The following is a 21,469-nucleotide window of genomic DNA, read 5'->3' as shown; positions in this document are numbered from 1 at the left end:
CGGCGAGGCCAGTTCGAACTTCGCCGTCCGCAGCGCTGCGGTCGGCGCTCCACCTTGGGAACTGGCGGCACCTGTGAGCTAGCCAGCGGTGGACGGGTTGGTTGTTGACGTGCGGCCCGCGGAATGTCTCTTATGGTGTTCCGGCTCGACCGGCGAGGCCTACGCCGACCATTGCAGGCGGCCTGGGCCGACCTGTTGACTTGTCTGGCTCGACATCTCAAGCGCCCTCTGTGCTGATCGGACGCGGTGTCCCGGTTGGGCTTCGGGCCCCGGGCGCTTACGCCGGGCGCCGCTTGCACGTCGAGCTGGGTGTCCACGTCCGGGCCGCCGTGACTGGTACAGGGCAATTCGGCAACCCCACCCGGTCGGGCCACCTGGCTCAGCTGTCCTGGGTCAGCCCTGCCACTCCATCCGGCCGGAAAAATGACTCAAATTTGTCTCACTGCGCCCGGAATGTGTGAGACCCAGAGCCAGGCGGACCTATAACCTGTCACCGACAAGGAGGAGGCAAGGTGGCGCGGAGGGTTCGATGGATCAAGGCGTACGTGATGCATGCCCGCACTCCAGAGGGACTCATCGACTACGTCGCCTTCTTTGAGAGAGTCGCCCGATTGCCACAGCAAGCACTCAGGGTCGAAATCCACAATGAACTTGTAATCGCAGTGAATAAGATCGAAGTAGAGGGAAACCTCATCAAGCTTCGTTTTGCAAGCGGCAACCCCGAGGAACTTCCACTACTCTACGACGAGCGGACCGGCGACCTTGAAACGGCATCGACACCGGACGGCACATGGCTTGCCGCAGCAACGCGCGTGGTTCTCGTACCCAGCGAACGACTTATCATCATCGAAAGTAAGCGAGTAGGCGTCAGCGCAACAAGCCTAGAAAGATACTTCACAAAGCTGGCGCGGCAAAACCGAATCGTCAATCGCTTGAATTTCGACATCAGTCCTCTACCAAGCTCTTCTTTTGAAGACGAACTTGAACGGTACGCACGAATCCGTGAAGCGATCATTCAGGTTAATAGACCCAACTCGGACTGGGATGACGCAAACGACATCCTGTCGGAGCTTGCCGCCGAATCGGGAGGACAGAAGGCGTCAGTATCGGTATCGGCCGCACGCGGCGATTCGCTAGAGAAGAACGAGGGCATCGTCAACATCATCCGCGATCATGTTAGGCGCGGGTACGCAAATATTCGGGATGTCCGGATCTTCGGCCGGAGGATCGGGGATGTCGCAGACAGCATGCTGACGCTAGAGAAGCATCAAGAGCAGCGAGCGATTGAGATCGAAACGCGGATCGCGCAGGATCTTGAGGAAGAGATCGTTATGGCCGCCGAAGTGGAGCTGGCCGAGCGCGCCATCCTTCTCGTCAGGGAGAGATCGCAAGCACCGGAGGGCGACCGTTGATCAACAAAAGTGTCGTACCCCACGGGTAAGGTACGGCCATGAACGTCAGGGAGCGTTTGAAGAAGCTCCACCTGTTCGGCTTCGTCCGGCGACACCTTAGCCAACGACTCCGCGACACTTTCCTCCACCGAAATGTACTGCTTGCGGCGTTCGTGGCCCTCTTGGTTACGTGGGCCGCTTTTGCGGGCGGGCTTCCGGCCCTGGCCAAGGTAGCCGTGAAGGATTTTTCCGCCGGCGTGCTGGCATTCTCAGCTTTGGGATTTGGAGCCTCCGCATCCGCCACGGTGCTAGCTCTCGCAATCCCGAAGAACGTCTTGTATTTCACAATGATTAGCAACGGCGTACGCGCGCCTCGATTGCGGATTGAGAACAACGGCGAAACGCGCTCCATTATGCCCGTTTCTGGAGCGGACACCGGGCCAATCGACTATGGTGTCGGTTTTCGATCACTGTACGGTGATCTTACGTTCGTTTTTTTATGGACAATGACCACGCAACTCTTCGCCGCAGGCGCCAGTCTTTTGTATTTCGCTATCGCTGGGGACCTCAACATGGTCGACAGACCGAATTGGCCTCGATCCGCGACGGGCCTGGCAATAGAGATCCTTGCCTTGTCATATGCCATCCTCCAGATGGGATCGCTAATCCGGGCGATGGCGGACTACGCCGCACAGCAGGAGGCAGCGGATCGGCGAGATCTAGGCCTTCGGAACGGACCGAACCTCGTTCCCGAGTCTAGCGGCGAGGTGGCCCCCGATAATGAGAGCAAGCATTCTTGATGGACCGATCAGAAGCAACTTCTAGATCAGTCTCGCTACATCCCCACTCTTGATCAAGCTGGAGTAGGCCGAACGGACATTCAGAGGAATCGTCTGGGCGACTACGAGCCCACGTGCGGCGTATATCTCGATGCGTTGTGTATCACCAACGAGCATATTGATGACCTTGTTGCGTCGCCGATGCTCCGGACGTAGTCGTCCAAACCCAAGGGGTTGGAAGGACATGGCGTCCGAGTATGGCGTCTGTCTCCGGCCGGTCGGGCTGCGCCGCACTGACCTGGCCACCGGGCAGACCGAGATCATCGACGTGTGCGGCGCCAGCCGCGAAGACAAATGCCCACCCTTGCGCAGCGCGCCCGGCGGCTGCGGAAGACCCAGATCCGCGAGGGCTGGCACCGCGCCGACGAGCCCGCACCGGCTCCGCGGCCTGCGACCGAGGAACACCGGGCGCTGATCAGCCTTCGGGCACACCTCGAGTATTTCCGGGACCAGGCCGTCCGCGCGTCCAGGTGGGATCAGATCGGCGAGGTCGACGACGCGATCCGCGAAGTTGAGGAAGCGATCGCAGCGGAGGGGCCGCGGGGCACAGTCGCCCCTTAGCACGACAAGCCGAGCGAGCCGAAGCGGCACCGGTCCACGAAACGGCGCCAGGACGCCCCGGCGCTGCCTCGCCAGAAGGTGCAGCCCGCACGGTCGGCAGGGTGTACATGGCGCCGCACGGCACCGAGTACCGGCCGTCGATGTGGCTGACCGTCACCCTCGACTCCTACGGCCCCGTACGTCCCGATGGGCCTCGATCAGCAGTGCGCCCTTACACGGCCGGAAAAAATCGGCGACGTGGATCGCGCTGATCACTTGGATGACGCACGGGCGGGGCGTGAGCGAGCTGACGCGCGCGCATTGGCTGTCCGCCCCGCGCGCCGCACGGCAGGGCGCGGGGCAAGACCGTATGTAACCGACCTAGAAATAGTCCAGGTGAGTTACAGCCGCCCCGGTTGCAGGCCCCGATAGGACATTGCGAACCGGCGTTGCTCGGCTCGCCGCCCGATCTTTCCTTCCAGACGGCTGACGCTTACGTGCCAGCAGCCACTGGACGAATCAACGGTTCGCCGACTCCCGGAGCATGTTGGTGCGCAGGTCGCCGTCTGTCCACAGTAGATTCTGTCGTGTTCGACGCGTGCTCTGCTGTTCTTGGACTCCGCCCCTGGTCTTGGATGTGCCCACCGAAGCTGGACGAAGATCCGGACAAGCCACCACCGAACAGGACCTAAAATACCCGCAAAACAGTACGTAGAGCTTCTTCCCAGCATGTGGTGCAGCTCCGGACATACGGTGTTGGGGACCACCAAATCAAGCTGGTTCGCCACCGTGTGCGCGGGGGATGAGTGCGGCCGCGGCCTCGGCAGCGTGATGGGCGACCGCCGGCAGAACGGACGTGTAGGTGTTGGCGGTGAGGGTGATGGTGGAGTGCCGCAGCATCGCCTGCACCGTCTTGATGTCGGCGCCCGCAGCGAGCGCCAGGGTGGCCGCACCATGCCGCAGGTCGTGCAGGCGTATCGGCGGCAGGCCGGCCTCGTTGACGGCAGTCCGGAAGCGGCGGCTGACCCAGTCCGGGTGGATCGCCCGCCCGTCCGGCTCGGTGAACAGCAGGCCATTCTCAATCCACCCGGTGCCGGCCTGTTCCTGCATCCGGTCCTGGTCGGCCAACTGCTGCCGCAGCAGCTCGGCGGTGGTCGTGTCCAGGGCGATGGTGGCCTCGCTGCCGTCGGTCTTCGGGGCGCTCAGCCCGGGTTGCCAGCCGACGAGCACGATCTGATGCCGGACCGTCAGGGTCTGAGTGTCGAGGTCGACGTCGCCGCGGTGCAGGCCGCATGCCTCACCGCGGCGTAGCCCGCGGAGCGCCATCAGGTGAAACATTACGTAGAGCGGATCGGAGCTGACGTGGTCGAGGAACCTGCCGGTGTGCTCCGCGGTCCAGACCATCACGGGTGAGGGCACGGTTCCGGTGCGCTGCCACTCGGCGACTCGTTGCCGGGTCCACACGAGCGGCCGCGGGGAGCGGGCCGACGGCAGTTCCACGCCGATCGCCGGGTTGTGTGGCAGCAGCTGACGCTGGACCGCGTGGTTGAGGGCGGCTCGTAGGACCGCGTGGATTCGGCGCAGTTGCGCCGGACCGACGGGACGTTCACTGCGCAGGTCGCGACGCCCGCCAGCTGAGCGGGGCACCGCCCGGCTCACTGCGATGGCGTCGTTGCGGGCGATGATGGCGTCGAACATCGCCGTGATGTGGTCCGCGGTGAGCCTGGCCAGCTTCCCCGCACCCAGATGCGGCACCAGGTGGATGCGGGTGATGTCCTCGTAGCCGCGCCGGGTGGTCGGCCGCAGCGCGCGGCGGCTGTCCAGCCACAGGTCCAGCCACTGGCCGACGGTCAGGTCCCGCTGGTCGGGTCGCAGGTGAAGCGTCCGGCGGACCTCGTCGGCGGCTGGCAGTCTTTGGCGGGAATGCATGGCTTCAGCGATCAGATCGCCGATGCCGGTCGCGGTCTCGAGGTCGTCGGCCACGCTGAGCAGCGTCCGGATGTGCGCGAGCTCGGCTTCAGCATCGGTCCTGGTGTTGAAACCGTTGCGGCGCGCGATCCGGCGGCGCCCGTCCCGGGACCGGGGCAGTTCGTGCTGGTAGCCCCACGTGCCATGGGCTGAACTCCACGCGCCGCTTGGCGTCCGCAGGCTCGGGCATGCCCTTCCGTAGGGGCGTCCGGTGGCAGGGTCGACGCAGCTACAGCGCTTGAGGACCGTGCCCTTCCACCGGTCGAACGGTGCGCCGGCCGCTGCCTGTTTCCGCGTGGGCCGGGACGCGGCGTGTTTGGGCGGCACGCGCGGGTCGAGGACGGCTGGTTCAAGTGATGGGACTGGAGCGGGCGGCGTGGCCGTAACGAGGTGGAGCAGCTGCGCGACGGGGACCCGCAGTCTTCCTCCGACGCGGACCGCGGCAACCGGGAGTCGGTCGGTGCGGGCTGCGGCGTAGGCCGTGCTGCGGCCGATGCCCAGGATCGCAGCGGCAGTGGGCAGGTCGATGAAGGCGCCTAGCGAGCGGATCTTCTCGGGAGTCCAGGCGTGCTGGTCGACACCGGAGGTTTCAGCCGGGAACGCCTCGGGCCGCGATAGTTGCTGCAGCTCGGCACACGACTCAACCATATGTCCGTTTTGCGTGTTGTCGCTCGAAGCGGTATGCACGCCGCGTACCGTACCGGTGATCCGGGAGCCGGACAGTTTGAGCCGACGGGGAGACTTGAACTCCCAACCGCTCGATTACAAGTCGAGTGCGCTACCAATTGCGCCACGCCGGCCTCGCTGAGATTGTACCCGGGCCGGCTACGGATCGGCACCGCCGGGCGGAACGGGTCAGCTCCCAGTTCGCTCAGCGGTTACCGCGCCCGGGCCCGAACCGGTCCGTGGAGAAGGTCCCCATCGTGCCGTCGGCGTGCTGCACCTCCAGCAGCGGCGCGCCGGCCTATATCCACAGCCCCCGCGCTCCTCGCGGGTCGGCATGCGCGCGACGAGCCGGTCGAGGCGGTTACCTCCGGCGCACGGGTGTGCTATCCGCGGATGTCGGTCTCGCCGTGAACCGGTCAGGCGTGGTCTCGGCGGCCGGAGCCATGGCGGCGGTGTCGCCTGCGGAAAGTGTCGTATGGGTGGGAGATGATGGTCGGCGGGAATGCGTCGAGGCGCTGCGTGGCTCGCAATGGAGGGGTGGCTTTCGCGGGTGGAATCGGCCGAGGGTGGATTCGCCAGCCCGTACGCCACGGGTGGTGGTGGCACGGTGCTGGAGCACGCGTACGGCGCGGTGCTGCTGGCTGCCCTGCTGCAGGGCCGGCCAGTTCCCGCGCTCGGTGACGAGGTCACGCCGCGTGAGGTGCGGTTCCAGCAAGCCGCGACGTGCCCGGTCGACGATCTCGTGGTGGTCGGTGACTGCCCGACCGGCCCGCGGACAATCCATGTCGGTGTGCGCCGCGCACCGACGATGGCCCCTAGCAGCGCCGCGTTCGTCGCGCTCCTGGTCGACTACCTGCGCGCGGTGCTGGACCGACAGGTCGAGCTCGACGCCGACCGCGAGCGGCTTGGCCTGGCGGTCGCGGCACCGCACACAGGGGCGAACGAGGTCACGCAGCTGGCGTTCTGGGCCCGCAAGCAGCCCGACAACCGGGCGTTCCGGGCGTTCATGGTCGCGCCGAAGCACACCAACGGCAAGGCCCGCGCCCGGCTGCGCTATCTCGACGCTGCGGTGCGGGCGGCGGCCGCGCAGGCTGGCATCGCGCTGGGCGGGCCGGACGGCGCCGAGGTGTTGACGTGGCGGCTGCTGAAGGCGCTGCGGATCATCGAGTTGCGGTTGGAAGGCGACGACCCGGCGGACGCGACGAACGCGGTCGGTGGCCTGGTGCCGCTGGCCGGTGACCCGGCCCGCGCGGTGGCGCTGTGGCGGCGGCTGCTGCAGTTGTCCGCCGGGTACGCCCAAGCCGCCGCGATCGTCAACCTCGACATGCTCGGCCGTGATGTCGCCCGCGTCGTGCACGTCGCGACGCCGAGGTCGGCGCTGGCAGGCGGACGTGACGAGCAGGTCCACGACCGCCTGCGCCAGCTGCCCGCCGCATGCGGCCCGCGGCTGTTGGCAGCGTGGCGCGATGATCGGGACCTGGCCTGGCGGCTGATCACGGCGGTGACCAGCGCCGAGGAGCGTCCCGCCGCCGTGCTGCAGCAGTGGCAGGCCCACCGACCCAACTGGTTGGATCAAGCATCGTGGCAGGTACAGCTCGCTGCGGCCGAGCTCGCCGCTGCCTACGGCGCAAGCATACTGGCGGCTGCGCTGTTGACCGCCGCGGCGGGGCAGGGCGCCCCGCGGCGCGGTTTCTGGCTTGCCCAAGCCGCGATGATCCACGACGAGAATGGTGAAGACGAGGGCCGTCGTCAAGCACTGACCGCGCTACGGTCGACCGCGAGCACCGGCGAGCCGTTCGCCGAGGCCGTCGTGGCGCTCCTGAGCGGTGATCGAGCGACCGCGACGCGGACGCTGCACGCATGGACCCCCGACCAGCCAAACGAGTGCAGCCTCCGCGCGGTGCTGCGCCTGCGGCTGGCCGGCCCCGGCGACCCGAACACCGAGTTGACCCGCGACATGCTCGACGGTGGCCTGCACGTCCTGGCGGAGGCGCTCCGCGAGCACTGGACCGCCGGGCTGGCCGTGGCACGAGCCCGGTTCCTGATCCTGCGCTGCCGGCGAGGGGAATCCCCGAACTGGGACGCGGACCTGCGGGAAGCACGGACGCTGGCGATCCGGGCCCGTGATGAGCGACGCACCTACCGGGGCGACAGCCCGGAGGCGGTCGCGATCGCCTGCCACGCCAGCCTGCTACTGATCGACCTGCGCCGGGTCCTCGCACTCGGGACGGTCGGCGGTGACGCGGTACCGGCGGAGGCCGCTTCGACGAAGGTTTGTGAGTACGTGGCGTTCGCCGCGATCCAACTCGGCGACCTCGGCCTCGCCCGGGACAGCGCAGCGCGACTCACCGACCCTGCCACCCGGGCATGTATCGATGGCTACCTCGCAAAGGCCGCCGGCGACGATCCACTGCCGTACTGGTGGCAAGCAGCCGACCTCGCCGGTGACGATGACGAGCAACTCGCGCGAGCGCTGCTCGCGCTTGCCGGCGCGGGTGTCGACGGCCTCGCCCGGTTCCCGGACTTCGCGGTCCGCTACCCGAGCGAGGCTGCCGAACTGCAGGCGATGACCGAACTTGGCGCCGGCCGGCCGAGCGCTGCGATCGCCCGGCTGCGTGAGCGGCGCCGCACATCCGTCACCGCCGCTCTCAACCTCGCTATGGCCTACCAGGCCGTCGGCAGGACCGACGACCAGGTGCGAACGCTCCGCGACGCCGCCGAGCACTTCCGCGACCCGTCACTGTGCCACACCGCCGCGGAAGCCCTTGCCCGCGCCGACCGCACTGCCGAGGCACAAGCCGAACTCGAGGGGCTGCTCGCTAGTACCGGCGCAGACTGGAGCGGACGGGCCGACGCGCTGCGCCTCGCCGCCTACCTCGCCAACCGCAACGGTCGATCCGACCGGGTCTGTCACCTGCTGCGCACCGTGCTGGAGATCGAACCCGGCGACACCAGCAGCCGCTGGACGCTGATCCGCATCCTGCTGTGCCGCGGTGACCTCAACGCGGCCTGGCGTGTGCTGCACGAGGCACCCGAGCCGCTGGAACCTGCCAACCCTGACGACGCCCGAGCCTGGGTCAAGATGCACCGCCGGCGCGGCCAGCCAATGGACACCGTCGTCGGCAGCCTGCGGTTGATGCGCCGCTTCGACGACAGCGAGCAGCTCGCAGCCACCATCCTGATCAATCTGATGCTGCCGTGGCCGATCCCAGTGGAGCTGCCAAGCGATGTGCGGGCACAACTGGCCGCGGAAACCGAATGGTTCTTCCGTCGCTGGCCGGACAGCCAACACCTGCGGCGGATCCAGACCGCCGATCAGGACCAGCTCCGCGCGGAACTGATCGATCTGGCCCGCCGCAGTGCGGACGAGCAGACGCAATGGCGCCGCCTGGTACATGCCCTGGCCCGCGGGACGGCGCCGCTGTGCCTGCTCGCCGCGATGGCCGGGCGCAGCTACGCCGAGGTCTGCGTGTACCGCGCCGCCGGGGTCCTGCCGGCACATACCCCCGTCGTTGCCGAGTTCGCCGCCTGCACCGAGGCGGCACAGGCAGGCCAGGACCGCGACATCGTGATCGACACACCGGCGATCACCGTGCTGCTTGCCCTCCCCGACGACGTGCGCCAGAAGGCGATGGCCTGCTTCGCTCGCGTCATCACCGCCGACGACATCATGCTCGATGCGCTCAACGGTAAGGACGCCCTTGACCTGCGCAGCACCGCATCCTGGCGGTACGACGAACAGCAAGACCACCTGCTGCTCGATGAAACCGAGGAGGCCGAAGCCGACCGGCTCGCCGGGGAAGCCACCCGCCTCCACGACGCGGTTGAACGGCTCGTCCGGCTCACCCCACCGGCCGACCGGATGTTCGACCAGTCGCACGGACCCGAGGTGGTGACCTGGGCGTCGCCGTTGGATCTCGCCCGCGCCAAAGGTGCCACGCTGTGGAGCGACGACCCCGTCCTGCGGGATCTCGCCCGCGGTAACGGCGTTCCGACCACGTCCACTGTGGCCGTGCTGCACCACCTCGTCGTCACCGGCGTTCTCGCCGACGACGAACACGAGCGCTGCCTCCGGGCGCTGATCAAAGCCCGCATCGGCGACCTGCCGCTCGACGAGCCGCGCCTACTCGAACTCGCCGAAGACGCCCGATGGAACCCGACCGTCGTCGCCTCCGCCCTCGCCCGGCCCGCGACCTGGGCGAACCCGCGGCGCGCCTCGGCGTTCTACCGGCAGCTGCTCATCCAGGCCCGAACCCACGCGCCGTCGAGCCTGCCACAGTGGCTCTACGCCGCCGTCCGCGGCGCCACGACCCTCCTCGCCCGGCCCGACCATGCGGCCGGCGTGGCCGGAGCTCTGCTCGCCACCACGATCGAGATCGCCGCAGCCCACGGTGAACACGTCGCAGACCTGATAGCCGCCACGCGACGGGCGCTCGCCGACACCGACGACCCCGATCAAAGCCCCGCCTCCGACCCTCTGCCCACCGCAGCGACGCTGATGCGCAACTCGTACGCCAAGACAACGTCGCACGAACTCGCCGCACGCTTCGTCATCGCCACCTTCGCGGCGCTCGGCGAGGACGACACCAACATGGTCAGCAGAACAGTACTGAGCTGACGGACTGCCACGGCACGCCGGCTATGACGGACGACCCGGCACTGTTCGGCGCGGCAGTGAATGTGAACTCACCGACGCGCAATCCGGTGCGCAGCAAGACTTCCACGACCATACAAACCACGACTGCAGGACGAGGCGACCCGGACGTGGAACCTGCACACCGCCTGTACCTCTCGGGGCTCACCTCGGCCCCCACGACCGACTCCAAGGCCACTTCGCCTTCTGCATGTAACCCAGCTTCGCGTAGCGCGTCAGTGGCGCCGTTGGCCGGGCCCGGCAGCGTAGCTGCGGTAGGCGAGAGATTGTCTCCTCCGCATCCACCGTGACGACTACCAGAGGTGCCAACGGTTGGCGACTCATACACATCAGGCTCGCCGGCTCGGGCACCGCCGGCGCACCTGCTGGTCCGGAACCCGTCCGTTCGCGGCAAGACTCAGACAGAGCTAGTCCGTACAATCGATCGCGCGGTAGCCCAACGATCACGAACAGCCAAGCGTGATCCGCACCGCGGAGAGCAGCACGATGAGTCCGCGAGCGGAGAAGGATGGAGGTGCGCACGTGGGCACGTCTCTCATCGCGGCGATGAACAAGGCCGAACCCCTCTACCAGATCCCAGAGGATGATCTGGTCGGCGACGTCTTGGTACCTGCGATGGCGGCCTCCGACGAGGCGCGCATCGGCGCAGGGTTCTTCAGCTCCCGCTGCTTTGCCCAGATCGCACCCGGGCTTGCCGGCTTTCTGGCTCATCCCGACCGTCACCTGAGCCTTCTGATTAGCCCAGAGATCGATGAGGCCGACCGTGACGCGCTCGAACGGGGAATCAAGTCACCTGAACAGGTAGTTCGCGACCTCGAACAACGGCTGTTCGCTGATGCGGTCGTGTCAGCGTCGGCTCTGGTGCACCACACGCTGGATTGCCTTGCCTACCTCGTGGCGGCTGGTCGGCTCTCGGTTCGGTTCGCATTGATGCCCCGCGGCCAGTATCACAAGAAGAAGTGGCTTCTACGCGGCGGGACTGAGTGGCTTGCTGTGCACGGCTCGGGTAACGCGACCGCGCGCGGTCTGCTCGTCAACGGCGAGCAGATGACAGTCGATCGGCCATGGGTGGACGGTTCGGCTGCTCAGACCCGGGTGGCGAAGCTGGTCGGCGGCTGGGAACGCGATTGGAACAACGAGAACCCACACGTACTCGCCATCGAAATCATCGATGGCCTACGTGTCATCGGTAAGCGCGGAGCGAAGCAGTCCGTTCCAACCATCGATGACTTCTGGAGAGCCTGGCAGGCCGATCACATGCGGGGGCTTGAACCCGCCCTTCCGCCCGGCGTGATCACGCAGCCTCCTCGGACACTGCGCATCCCTGAGGGCGTCGAGTGGGAAACAGGCCTCTACCAGCACCAGGGCGTCGCCGTCAGGACGTTCCTGGACGCGGGTTCACATGGAATCCTCGCCATCGCAACCGGCGGGGGCAAGACTCAAACGTCGCTCATCACCGCAGTAACCGAGCAGGATCGTCACACCGGCCCGATGCTCGTGATGATCATCGTGCCGACCGCGCCGCTCTTGCGCCAATGGATTGAGGTCGTCCGCCGTTTCGGCGTTGAGCCCGCGGTGCCAAGCAACCTGACGGTTCCCAAACGTCGTGTGTGGATCGAAGAGCTCAAGGCGGCCCTCACCACGAAGTCGAACTACACGGCAGTTGTCCTGTGTACCCAGCAGCTGTTCGTCGGCGACGAATCTCTCCGTGAGACCGTCGATAGCCTCTCGCCGCAGGTACTCACCATGCTCATCGGCGATGAGGTGCACAACTTGGGCGCGCCGACCTTCCTGCGGTCAGCGCCTCAACGCTTCGATGTCCGGCTCGGCTTGTCAGCGACGCCGTCGCGCCAGTACGACGAAGCCGGAAGCGCCCAGTTGTTCGACTACTTCGGGCCACCGATCTACGAGTTCACTCTCGCCGATGCGATCGCCGTTGGATGTCTCACACCGTACCGGTACTACCTGCACGAGGTGCGGTTGACGCCCGAGGAGTTCGCTGCGTACGTCGACCTGAGCCGGCAGTTACGGCGCAAGGGCTTCATCAGGCAGGACGACGGCTCCAGCGACGGTATCGACGACCAGATTGAACATCTGCTACGCAAGCGTCGCGCTGTCCTCGAACAAGCTACGGGCAAGATCGCAGCGCTTGAGGCCCTTCTCGTCGAGACTGGCGTTCGCGACGTTGCTCGCACCTTGATCTACACATCCGCCAAGCAGCAGGTACTTGGCGGGACCAAGCAGCTCAGCGAGGCGAACGCCCTCCTGCGGCGACTCGGCATCCGGTTCCACGAATTCACGAATGCAGAGACCGGCCGCCGGGGGGCAGAGCGCTACCTCGAAGCGTTCGGCCACGGCGAGTACCAAGCGCTGACTGCGATGAAGGTACTCGACGAGGGCATCGACCTACCGGAGACCGACACGGCGTACATCCTGGCGTCGAGCACGGTCCGTCGGGAGTGGGTGCAGCGGCGCGGCCGGATCCTTCGGCGGGCCGAAGGCAAGGCACATGCCACCCTTCACGACTTCATCGTATTACCCCCAGGTGACGAGACCGGCGAGGGCCGAGGCATCGTCACCGGCGAGCTTGCCCGCGCTCGCGAGTTCGCCGGCGCGGCAGAGAACGAGTACGACCCTGACGGTCCCCGGACGGTCATCAGCAGGCTGGAGCGCACCATCTAAGGCAGAGGTCTCCAATGGCAGTCACCCCCCGCATCCATGACGTCGCTGAACAGGAAGTATCCGCCATTGAAGAAAGGTACCCGGGATATCGGGCCACACTGGTGAAGGCGCTGGACGCTGTCGTCGTGCTGCAGTCCCAAGCGCACACAAGCCACCGTCGAGATGACGTGACCAAGATCGTCGACACGCTTGGCCGGTCTGCCGTCGTCGCGGGTGGAGAAGGCTGATGCTCATCAAGTCAGTGCACATCATCCGCTTCAAGCTGATGCGCGACGTCAAGATCCATTTCTCCGTTGACCCGGCACGACCACTGACCGTCATCCGCGGCGAGAACGGCTCCGGCAAGACGACCCTGCTATACGCGATGCTGTGGGGTCTATACGGGATCGCTGGACTGGCCAAGGTCGCTAACGTCGACGCGCCCCGGCTCACCTCGACGTTCTGCCCCGCCGGCAGGCCCGTGGCGGTAGAGGTGGAGATCGTCTTCGAGCACACCGACGACATGGGTATGAGCAGCGACTACCGGCTACGCCGTCTGGTTCTCGAAACTCCGCAAGCTGATGGTCCGCCACGGCGCGGCCAAGACACCGTCACGCTTTTTCGGCTGACCCCAGAGGGTGACAAGCCGGTTCTCCCAGCCGACGCGTGGATCGAGCGGCTCATTCCACAGCGTCTGTCCGACCTGTTCTTCACCAACGGTGACGATATTCAGAAGTTCATCTCAGGCCGAGTGCACTCGCACGAACGGCAGAGCAAGGTGCACCAAGCCATCCGAGAGCTGCTCGGTATCGAGCAGCTGACGTCCTCCGTCGGCGACCTCAAGTACGTTCACGGCAACCTCAAGCGCCGAGTGTCCGCGGAGAGCGGCAAGGACGCCGAGCAGCTCGAAGACCTCTGCGAGACGCTCCGACGGCAGATAGCCGAGCAGGAAAACTCTCGGTCGAACATCGAAGCTCGCCAGAAGTCCATGGAAACTCAGCAGCACGAGTGGGACCGCGAACTCACGCAACTACGCGGCATCGGCGACCTCGACGAGTTGAACGCGCAGATCAGCACACTCAAGACACGGATCCAGGGGTACCGCGGCCGTGAGCAGGCAGCGCTGGCCGAAATGCGATCCGTGTTCAAGGGCCAACCGTTGTCCTGGGCATTTGCGGCTGCTGGCATTGAAGACGGCCGGGCGAAGCTCGAGGAACTCGCCGACCGGCGCGTCATTCCGAACACGTCGCTGAAGGTGCTTGAAGATCGCCTTGAAGACGGCGAGTGCATCTGCGGGTCGGATCTGCACCCCGGCTCGGATCTACGTGAGCACGTTCAGCGGTTGATCGACGAGCAACGCGAGAACTCGGAGATGGCCGAACGACTGACCGAACTGCGCTATGCAGCGCGGGGACTCGTCGTGGCGGCTGCCGATGTCGATGCCTTTGCGGCGAAACGCGAGGCGACGCTGGCCGCGTACACGGCCGCCCGCGACGACCTCGCCCGCACCGACGTCGAACTCAAGCAAGCAGAAACCAAGCGCAGTCGCATCGACGACACCCGGGTCCGCACCCTCACCGACGAGCTCGCCGCCGTTAACAAGAAGATCGGCGACGGAGTCCTGGAGCTCGGACGCATCGCGGAACGCATCTCGTCGCTGGGACGGCAGCTCGAAGAACGCGAGCAGGAACTCACAAAAGTCACCCAGAAGAACAGGGCCAACCGCGACCTCATCATCAAACGTGACGTAGCCGAAGAACTACGGCTGCTCGCTGAACGCGTCCAAGGGCGGCTTGAAGGCGAGTACGTCGCAAAGGTCTCGACCCGCCTGCAGGAGATCTTTCTCTCAATTGTCGGCGCCGAACCAGATGCCCACCTTGGTGTTTTCAAAGGCGTATCGATCACCGGGAACTTCGACATCGTGGTCGAGAGTCAGAACGGCACGAACCTCGACACTGACTACGAGCTCAACGGCGCCTCGCAGCGCGCGCTAACACTCGCCTTCATCTGGTCGCTCATGGAGGTCGCCGGCATCACCGCACCACGCTTGATCGACACTCCGCTCGGCATGGTTTCCGCCAGCGTGAAGCAGCGGATGGTCAACACCATCACCCATCCACCGACCGGCGATGAACCGCCCTATCAGGTCATCCTGCTGCTGACCCGGTCCGAGATCATGGATGTCGGCGATCTGCTCGGCCAGCATGCCGGCGCGTTCGTGACGATTTCATGTAGCAAGGACTATCCGACCGATCTCGTGTACGACTGGCTTGGTGACCAGCCCGAGGTCCGGGCGTGTTCCTGTACCCACGAGCAGGCGTGCCGAATCTGCGCACGCCACATCGACAATGCGCACGGTTTGGTGTTCCGGGACATGGAGGCGACGGTCTAGTGGCAGAGGTCATCAATCGGTACGCCTCCATTGACCTGTTCATGCCCGAGGACTCGCACCGCGTGATCCGTGAGCACGTCGGAGCAAATCAGCCGTTTTCTCGTCAGGTCGACGCGTGGTGGATCGCGTTCTGCCTTGGCATCCGAGACAACCAAACGCGGCCTCTGCCGGACAGGCGTACCAAGTTCATGGATGGCACAATCCTTAGCAGCGATCCATGGCGGATCATCCATCTGGAACTGATCGCGCTCGGCCTGCGTGGCGAGGAGATCCTCACCCATCCCCGCGACGTCGTGCAACTAGCAACAGAGCACGCCAACTACGGCCTCGAACTGCTGGTCGACGCCCTGACAGGACAGAACGAACCCACTCTGGCTATGATGAATTTTCTCGATCCCACCACCGCATAACAGCCGCAGCCGATCGAGATAACGGGCCGTCGACCACGGCGTCTCAGTGATGCGGTTCGTTTTGTGCCCCAAGGTCGCTGCACACTGCTCGCTTGCCAGCCGTCGCCGTCCGGTTCCGTGCCCGCGGCGACCACGGCTTCGAGGAGCTCGACCGGCATGGCGAACCGGGTCGCTCGGTCGTCGAGGCGAACACGACGAGAGGCAAGAAGGCGCACAGCATGGCCGACGACTGAGGGGCTCTCACGGGCCCCCAGATCCCCGGTTCCGGATAACCCCACTCGGCGAGCAGGCTCGTGCCGCGACGGTAGGTGTGGTCGCGATATCAATCGGTCGTCGCCTGTGTCCGGGGGCGGCTGCCATGTCTTCCTTGGCGATGCCTTGTAGCTTGGCTTCCCGCAGCGACGTCTGGCGTTCCTGCCGTTCCTTGATCGACAGGTTTGGAACCCAGCAGTAGCTGACCTCGAGCTACCTCTTCGCGAATTTGGGTAGCCACGACCGGTAGCCGCGCGTCAAGGATCCGGATCAGGCGTTCATAGATCGTCGCGCTGTCGCGCATGCCACCCCACTTTTCCAAGCCGCCTGCGGAACATTTCGCCTGGGAAGCGCCGGTTCGCCTGACGCTGTCGAGGTGCCGGCATTGAGGTTGTCCATCTGTGCGACCGCCCTGCCCGGCGGCTGAGTCAGGGCTGGCGCAGCTCCCGCCCCGGTCGAAGCTCCCAGGACGCAACGTTTGTGTAGAACCTGTCGAAATACCGTAGCCATGCGGCAATGGTCTCGGTTGCGCGCTGGGCTTCCCGGTTATCCATCCCGGTGTGATCGGCGATGACCTCTTGTAGCTCGAGACTGTTGAGAATTCCGTCCTTGAGTAGTCCCGGGATCTCCTGAATGGAGCGCAGGCGTAGCCTAACTGCCTCGTTGAACGAAGGCTCATCCAAGCCAGGTGCGACATCAAGGTGGGCGAGGTCGTAAACGATTCCTTCGCGTACCGCAGCGGAGAAATCGCCGCGGCCCCGGTATGCAGTGTAGAGCCGGTCAGGCCGCCTGGTGGTGGGGTACCAGCGCGTAGGTAGCTCATCCGCCTCCCCCGTGACAATCATCGGCCGGTCCTTGCGTAGCAGGTCCGCCTGTTCCCGGATAGAGGCCGCGATGTTCGCCGTGGCCGGTATTGCCATTGCCTGAATGCGGTCGAGGAGGTGTCGCACTTCAGGATGGGAGGCCGCAACGTTGACAAGGATCTCCAGGTTCGGCTGCGGAACGCGGCCAGTGGCCCTGCCGGTCAGGTTCGCTGACCCCACGAGGCATCGGTCGTCGGCGAGGAATAGCTTTGCGTGCAGCGTGTGGCACAGCAAGACGGCGACGCGGCCGTCCCGCTGCGCCGCTTCGAGGATCTCGGTGTCGCTCACGCCGGCGGCCACTTCCGCCACCGACCAGCGGGTGACGCAGGTGATGTCGGTGACTGTGCGGGGCACGGTGCGGACGGCGGCTTCGAAGACGTCCAGTTTGATGAAGGGAGCGACGAGGACGACGCGCTGTTCAGCTGGTCGAAGCAGGTTCTCGACCTGGGCCCAGACTCGGCCGGCTTCGCTCACTCGTCGTCATCCTCGTCCTGGATGAAGTCGCGGGCGTAACGGCCCCAGTCCTGCCGCGCTTCCTCGATCACTCTTGCGCGCCGCCGGTCGTTGGGCGGGATTTCGTCCTCCATGCGGGCCCAGGAGAAGAGAAGCAGCCGGAAGGTGCTGGCAGCCTGGTTAAGCCGGCGGCGTAGGTCGTCGACGCTGGCGTCCTCCGGCACGTCCTCAAGGACGGCCATCAGTTCGCCGTGCGATGGATGCTTGGTATTGAAGATCACTTGAAGCATGCCAGCCATGAAGTCGATACTGAAAAACGCCGGAGTGTCCTGGTAGCTGGAGATCCACCGGGCTCGAGTGTCCTGCGCCAGCGCGTCGTCGACGAGGGACTGCGCAGTGTCTCCGTCCAGGTGGTGGCGCTGCGTGAGCGACTCGATCTGTTGGGCGCGCTTGTCGTCGGTGCTGGTCTGCTCGTCTAGCTCGTCAGTCTTGCCCGTGTGGCCCTCCTCACGGCGTCGTTTCACCGTGTCCGACGCTTTTGATGCCGCGTCCTCGCCGTGGCGATTCTTGCCCTTGCGGCTGCCGACACGTTGCTGCCGGAGCTTCCGCCGCATCGGGCCGAGCAGCTTCTTTTCCAGGTACATGGCGAGATCGATAAGCGGTAGGCGTGGGTCGTTGAGTTCGGCGAGCCGTTCCTTGAACGCCTTGACGGTCTCCTCCGTCTCGGCCTCCGCCGCCCAGTCGAAATGTGCCAACGACGAGAAGATGGTCGCGTTCTGCTTATTGTTGGTTACCCCGAAGACCGCATCGAGAGCGGCAGGGAAATCAATCTCGACTCCCCACCACCGCTCGATCGGGTCGTAGCCGATCGCCCATGCCGTGTCGAGATCGAGCTCGCGACCTTCACGCACCAATGAGATACCGATGTTCCGCTTGGCGTGCTTGCCCCAGGGGTGGTTACCTGGGTCGACGTTCGGGTTAGAGTTCGGTGGCCAGGGGTGACCTGGTACGTCGTAACGGCGGGCTTCTGGTCGCGCGATGGTCGCCTTCACCTTGACCGTGAAGGTCTGGCCGTTGTGCGTTATTGGGAAAGGCACCACGCCGGGCTCGTCGGGGTTGCCTGTGTCGAACGGTTCGAACATCGGGACGTCGGCGAACGGTGCCGGCGTCGACGAGGGCGCCATGAGATACAGGGGGTCGTTGACCCGCGCGTACTGGTCTCCGTCCACGACCTCGCCCTTGGACACGGGGACCAGGCTGATGTCGACTCGACCATCATTGATGTAGTGCCGGTATACCCGTCCGATCAGCTCTTCTGTGTTACGCAGGGTTGCGGCTGCCCCGTACCACTGAACCCGGTCCAGATCGGTCCACACGACGAGCGTGCCGGTGTCTGACAAGGCTTCGCTCAGATTTCGCCAGTACTCCGGTACCGGGTCGCGTCGCGGCTCGGGGACATCGTCGCGGCCCTGGTCGATCTCCTTCAGATCGAGGTACGTGTACATAGCGTTTCCAGGGCCGTCGGTCCAGGACCAGACTTCGACCTTCGTGCACTGCGACATGCTGGAGTTGGGAAGCCCCATGCCGAAGCGACCGATCCGCTTGCGGCTCGTGTCACCGCCGCTGTCGCCGAATTTTAGGGCGCGTCGCAGCATGACCGGGTCCATGCCGGTGCCATTATCGAGTACGGCGATGGTGTCGATGCGGTGGCGGATGTGCGAGGCTAGCTGGACGGGGCTTTCACATGCGAAGACCTCGACCATCGTGGCGTTGGCGTCAATGCTATTGTCGATCAGTTCGGCAAGGGCGTAGGCGGTGCTCTTGTATCCGCTGTCGCGCATAGCTTTGACCGTCAGTTTGGGACTGACGATTCGGTAGCTGCTCGCATCGTCGGTCACGCTGTCTCCCATACGTCTTCCCAGTTCATGAATGCCTCGGCAATGTCGCCGAATCCGGGCAATTGCGGGTCGACGACGGTGATGACTTCACAGGTAGGTGTGCCGCCGGCTTTTGGGCCGCGGATGACCCGTCCGACCATCTGGCTGTATAGCACCAGAGACTTGGTGGGTCGGGCGACGACTGCGGCGCTGGCCGCTGGAGCGTCGAATCCGGTGGTGAGAACTCCGTAGTTGCACAAGATCATTGGTCGTCGTCCGCCGCTCTTGAAGCGACTGATTACTTGGCTGCGGTGGCGGGCTGAGGACTCGCCAGTTACGAACGCCGCGTCTAGTCCGAGCGCCGAGAGGACCGCCGCGATGAGTCGGCAGTGGTCGACCGACGCTGCGAATACCAGGACCCTGCGGTGTCGATCGACGAGGTCGAGGACGATGCGGATAATCTGAAGGTTCCACTGCTCGTCATGGGCAAGGCGGGCGACGATATCAGTGGGGATGTCGAACGACGCGGCGAGCGCGCGCCGGTCCTGCTCAGATAGGTGGAGGCCGGTCTGCGACGTTACCGTCGTCACGGTGGGCTTCGACAGGTAGCCCTGATCAATCAGGGCTGTCACCGGGTTGGTATAGCCCTTGATGCGTAACATGACCTTCTGCCGGGAAAAGAACTCGGAGAGCTGCTCGTCTTTGCTGATGTCCGACCAGGTTCGGCCGGGTGTCGCCGTCAGTCCGAGCAGGCTGGCGTCGGGGCGGATGGTCAGGGCATCGACAACGCGCTGATATGTCGGGGCGATGATCTGGTGGGCCTCGTCGAACACGGTAAGGCTGCTTCGGGCCGCGAGTTGTCGCAGAAAGTCCACGTTGGCCTTGGCGATAGACACCGCCTTCTCTAGGCCAAGAACGACGATGCCGTCGGACACGTCGGCCAACTCCGCGTCGGCGGTCCCCCATATGCGCAGCACGCTTACCGTTCGGTCGCCGAGCTTCGTCCAGGCGCGCTCGAACTCGGTGGCGGCCTGCTCGAGCAGTTCCTGCCCGTGGGCGAGCCAAATCACGAGCGTTGGCTCGTGTAGCCGCAGGTGGTCGCAGATCATGTTCATAGCGGTGCGGGTCTTGCCGACGCCAGTGGGCAGGTGCAAGACCACCCGACGAAGGCCATCGTAGAGGCGCTCTCGTACGCGGGCTGCGGCATCGCGTTGATGCGGGAAGAGGCCGTACTCCGTGTCGGCGTCGTCGCGGGTGGAGTGAGGGGCGACGGGCATACTGTCGGCGGTGAAACCGAGGAACTCCATCAGTTCGTGGCGCTGTTCCGTGGTCCATTTCAGCGCGCGGAGGTAGTCCATCGGCGCTTGGCGCGCCTCTGCACGCTCGAGTCGCTGAGCCAGTTCCGTCTGCTTGGCCGCAGGCAAGAGAGCTAAGAACCGCTCCCGATCGTCCGGGTCGGCGAGCAACCGCTCCGCGTCAATGGCGCCTACCGCAACCGCTCGAAGCCTCTCCTCGCCGGCGGCTCCTCCTTCGATCAAGTCGAGCAGGGCACACAGGTCGGCACCGAGACGTTCGCGGATGTAGGACACGGGCGCGCTGCCTACGACTGCCTTGAAGGAGATCCCTGGAGTCCAAGTAGTCACAGCGCAACCACCTCACGAATGCGCGGCCCTAGACTCATGACTTGCCTTCCGTTAACCGCATGCCTTACGCGGCCTCATTGCAGCACTCCCGGTACGACATCGCCGCGACAGGGTAACCCGGTGGCTGCGATGGTGACAGTAGTCACGCGTGTCGAGATGTCGATGACCTACCGGGAAGGCACGCGCATGGTGGGTTCCTCGGCGACGTTCGCATGACCTTGGGTCCGCCATTCGGCTCGACTTTCGGAGTTTGGTTAGCGGCTTCGGCCCAGACAAGGCGGAGTTGCGGAACCGCAACAACAGGTCGTTCTCCCCAGATGGTGGACCTTTGACCGCGCTCGCCGTAGCGGCGTGCCGGACTCGGTTGCCCACCTCTTCGCGACCCCAATGAGAGACGCGCCGACAGATCCCTGCACTGCTCTCCGGCACTTCGTCGGGAAGCACGCCAGCAGCGGCGAGCCGGCGGACGGCTGACACGGAATCGCGTAGACATGCCACGACCAAGACCGTCTCAGTTGGCACCGCTCGGACGAGGCCATCCTTGACGAGCCCCGCGACCGTACGGACAACGCTCGTCAATGAGCGACGGAGTACGGGTCGACTGGTTCAGAAGGTCGAAGATCGTGTGCCCGACGTGAGTCAGTCCTTGGTCGACGCACGGCGTGGCACTACGCCGACCTGCAGGCCCCCGCCGTAACAGCCCAAGAATGACCACCTAAAGGGCTGTGGCGTCTTCACAGCCGCCGCTACACGGCTGACCGGATAGAACGGGCGTACGGTAACCTTGCGACGACATGATCGCGCCTGGGGACGCGTGTCGGAGTTCCGCAGAGTCTCCCCAGGCCACTGGCTAGGTGAGG

General features: G+C 65.2%; 12 protein-coding genes and 1 tRNA gene. 8 read left to right on the top strand and 5 right to left on the bottom strand.

Going from position 1 to position 21,469, the window contains the following annotated elements; all coding sequences use genetic code 11:
• Positions 1-548 precede the first annotated feature (548 nt).
• Both ABZS66_RS44880 and ABZS66_RS44875 read left to right on the top strand, forming a co-directional pair.
• Positions 549-1,412 carry a hypothetical protein gene (locus ABZS66_RS44880; protein WP_354769000.1) on the top strand — a complete coding sequence of 288 codons (864 nt, stop codon included), beginning with the start codon at positions 549-551 and terminating at the stop codon, positions 1,410-1,412.
• 38 nt (positions 1,413-1,450) lie between these two features.
• Entirely contained in the window at positions 1,451-2,191 is a 741-nt protein-coding gene (locus ABZS66_RS44875) for a hypothetical protein (protein WP_354768998.1), read from the top strand.
• A gap of 1,350 nt (positions 2,192-3,541) precedes the next feature.
• Here ABZS66_RS44875 and ABZS66_RS44870 read toward each other — a convergent pair.
• Together ABZS66_RS44870 and ABZS66_RS44865 are read right to left on the bottom strand one after the other, a co-directional pair.
• Positions 3,542-4,753, bottom strand: coding sequence for a tyrosine-type recombinase/integrase (locus ABZS66_RS44870; RefSeq protein ID WP_354768996.1), 1,212 nt, complete (start codon positions 4,751-4,753; stop codon positions 3,542-3,544).
• A gap of 712 nt (positions 4,754-5,465) precedes the next feature.
• A tRNA-Thr gene (locus ABZS66_RS44865) sits at positions 5,466-5,538 on the bottom strand.
• A gap of 416 nt (positions 5,539-5,954) precedes the next feature.
• Here ABZS66_RS44865 and ABZS66_RS44860 point away from each other — a divergent pair.
• The 6 genes from ABZS66_RS44860 to ABZS66_RS44835 all read left to right on the top strand — a co-directional run bounded on the left by ABZS66_RS44860 (position 5,955) and on the right by ABZS66_RS44835 (position 15,754).
• Positions 5,955-10,022 carry a hypothetical protein gene (locus ABZS66_RS44860; RefSeq protein ID WP_354768994.1) on the top strand — a complete coding sequence of 1,356 codons (4,068 nt, stop codon included), beginning with the start codon at positions 5,955-5,957 and terminating at the stop codon, positions 10,020-10,022.
• A 558-nt stretch (positions 10,023-10,580) separates the two neighbouring features.
• Positions 10,581-12,740: a DEAD/DEAH box helicase family protein gene (locus tag ABZS66_RS44855; RefSeq protein WP_354768989.1), complete on the top strand. Its 2,160-nt coding sequence runs from the start codon at positions 10,581-10,583 to the stop codon at positions 12,738-12,740.
• A gap of 14 nt (positions 12,741-12,754) precedes the next feature.
• Complete coding sequence (locus ABZS66_RS44850) at positions 12,755-12,967, top strand: hypothetical protein (RefSeq protein WP_354768987.1); 213 nt, start codon at positions 12,755-12,757, stop codon at positions 12,965-12,967.
• Positions 12,967-15,111 carry an AAA family ATPase gene (locus ABZS66_RS44845; RefSeq protein ID WP_354768985.1) on the top strand — a complete coding sequence of 715 codons (2,145 nt, stop codon included), beginning with the start codon at positions 12,967-12,969 and terminating at the stop codon, positions 15,109-15,111. Before ABZS66_RS44850 ends, ABZS66_RS44845 begins: the two co-directional genes overlap by 1 nt.
• On the top strand, positions 15,111-15,521 hold the full coding sequence (locus ABZS66_RS44840; RefSeq protein WP_354768983.1) for a hypothetical protein: 411 nt from the start codon (positions 15,111-15,113) through the stop codon (positions 15,519-15,521). Before ABZS66_RS44845 ends, ABZS66_RS44840 begins: the two co-directional genes overlap by 1 nt.
• Positions 15,522-15,613: 92 nt before the next feature.
• Positions 15,614-15,754: a hypothetical protein gene (locus tag ABZS66_RS44835; RefSeq protein ID WP_354768981.1), complete on the top strand. Its 141-nt coding sequence runs from the start codon at positions 15,614-15,616 to the stop codon at positions 15,752-15,754.
• Positions 15,755-16,201: 447 nt separating this feature from the next.
• Here ABZS66_RS44835 and ABZS66_RS44830 read toward each other — a convergent pair whose 3' ends face one another.
• From ABZS66_RS44830 to ABZS66_RS44820, 3 genes are read right to left on the bottom strand one after another with little or no spacing between them, the layout of a single operon-like run.
• A complete protein-coding gene (locus ABZS66_RS44830) occupies positions 16,202-17,110 on the bottom strand; it encodes a phospholipase D family protein (protein ID WP_354768979.1) in 909 nt (302 codons plus the stop codon).
• Complete coding sequence (locus ABZS66_RS44825) at positions 17,107-18,987, bottom strand: ATP-binding protein (RefSeq protein ID WP_354768977.1); 1,881 nt, start codon at positions 18,985-18,987, stop codon at positions 17,107-17,109. The genes ABZS66_RS44830 and ABZS66_RS44825 overlap by 4 nt, the downstream gene beginning before the upstream one ends.
• The gene (locus ABZS66_RS44820; protein ID WP_354768975.1) at positions 18,984-20,555 is read right to left on the bottom strand and encodes a DEAD/DEAH box helicase family protein; all 1,572 of its coding nucleotides are present in this window, start codon (positions 20,553-20,555) and stop codon (positions 18,984-18,986) included. The genes ABZS66_RS44825 and ABZS66_RS44820 overlap by 4 nt, the downstream gene beginning before the upstream one ends.
• Positions 20,556-21,469 lie beyond the last annotated feature (914 nt).

The sequence above is a fragment of the Dactylosporangium sp. NPDC005572 genome, from assembly GCF_040605515.1.
GTDB lineage: Bacteria > Actinomycetota > Actinomycetes > Mycobacteriales > Micromonosporaceae > Dactylosporangium.
The sequence above is the reverse complement of the archived record's forward strand: the minus strand, read 5'-3'. Positions and strand labels throughout refer to the sequence as shown.

Bases quoted from the DNA above. Each gene is read 5' to 3' on its own strand.
- ABZS66_RS44850 (WP_354768987.1), top strand. From the start codon at position 12,755: ATGGCAGTCACCCCCCGCATCCATGACGTCGCTGAACAGGAAGTATCC.
- ABZS66_RS44880 (WP_354769000.1), top strand. From the start codon at position 549: ATGCATGCCCGCACTCCAGAGGGACTCATCGACTACGTCGCCTTCTTT.
- ABZS66_RS44875 (WP_354768998.1), top strand. From the start codon at position 1,451: ATGAACGTCAGGGAGCGTTTGAAGAAGCTCCACCTGTTCGGCTTCGTC.
- ABZS66_RS44845 (WP_354768985.1), top strand. From the start codon at position 12,967: ATGCTCATCAAGTCAGTGCACATCATCCGCTTCAAGCTGATGCGCGAC.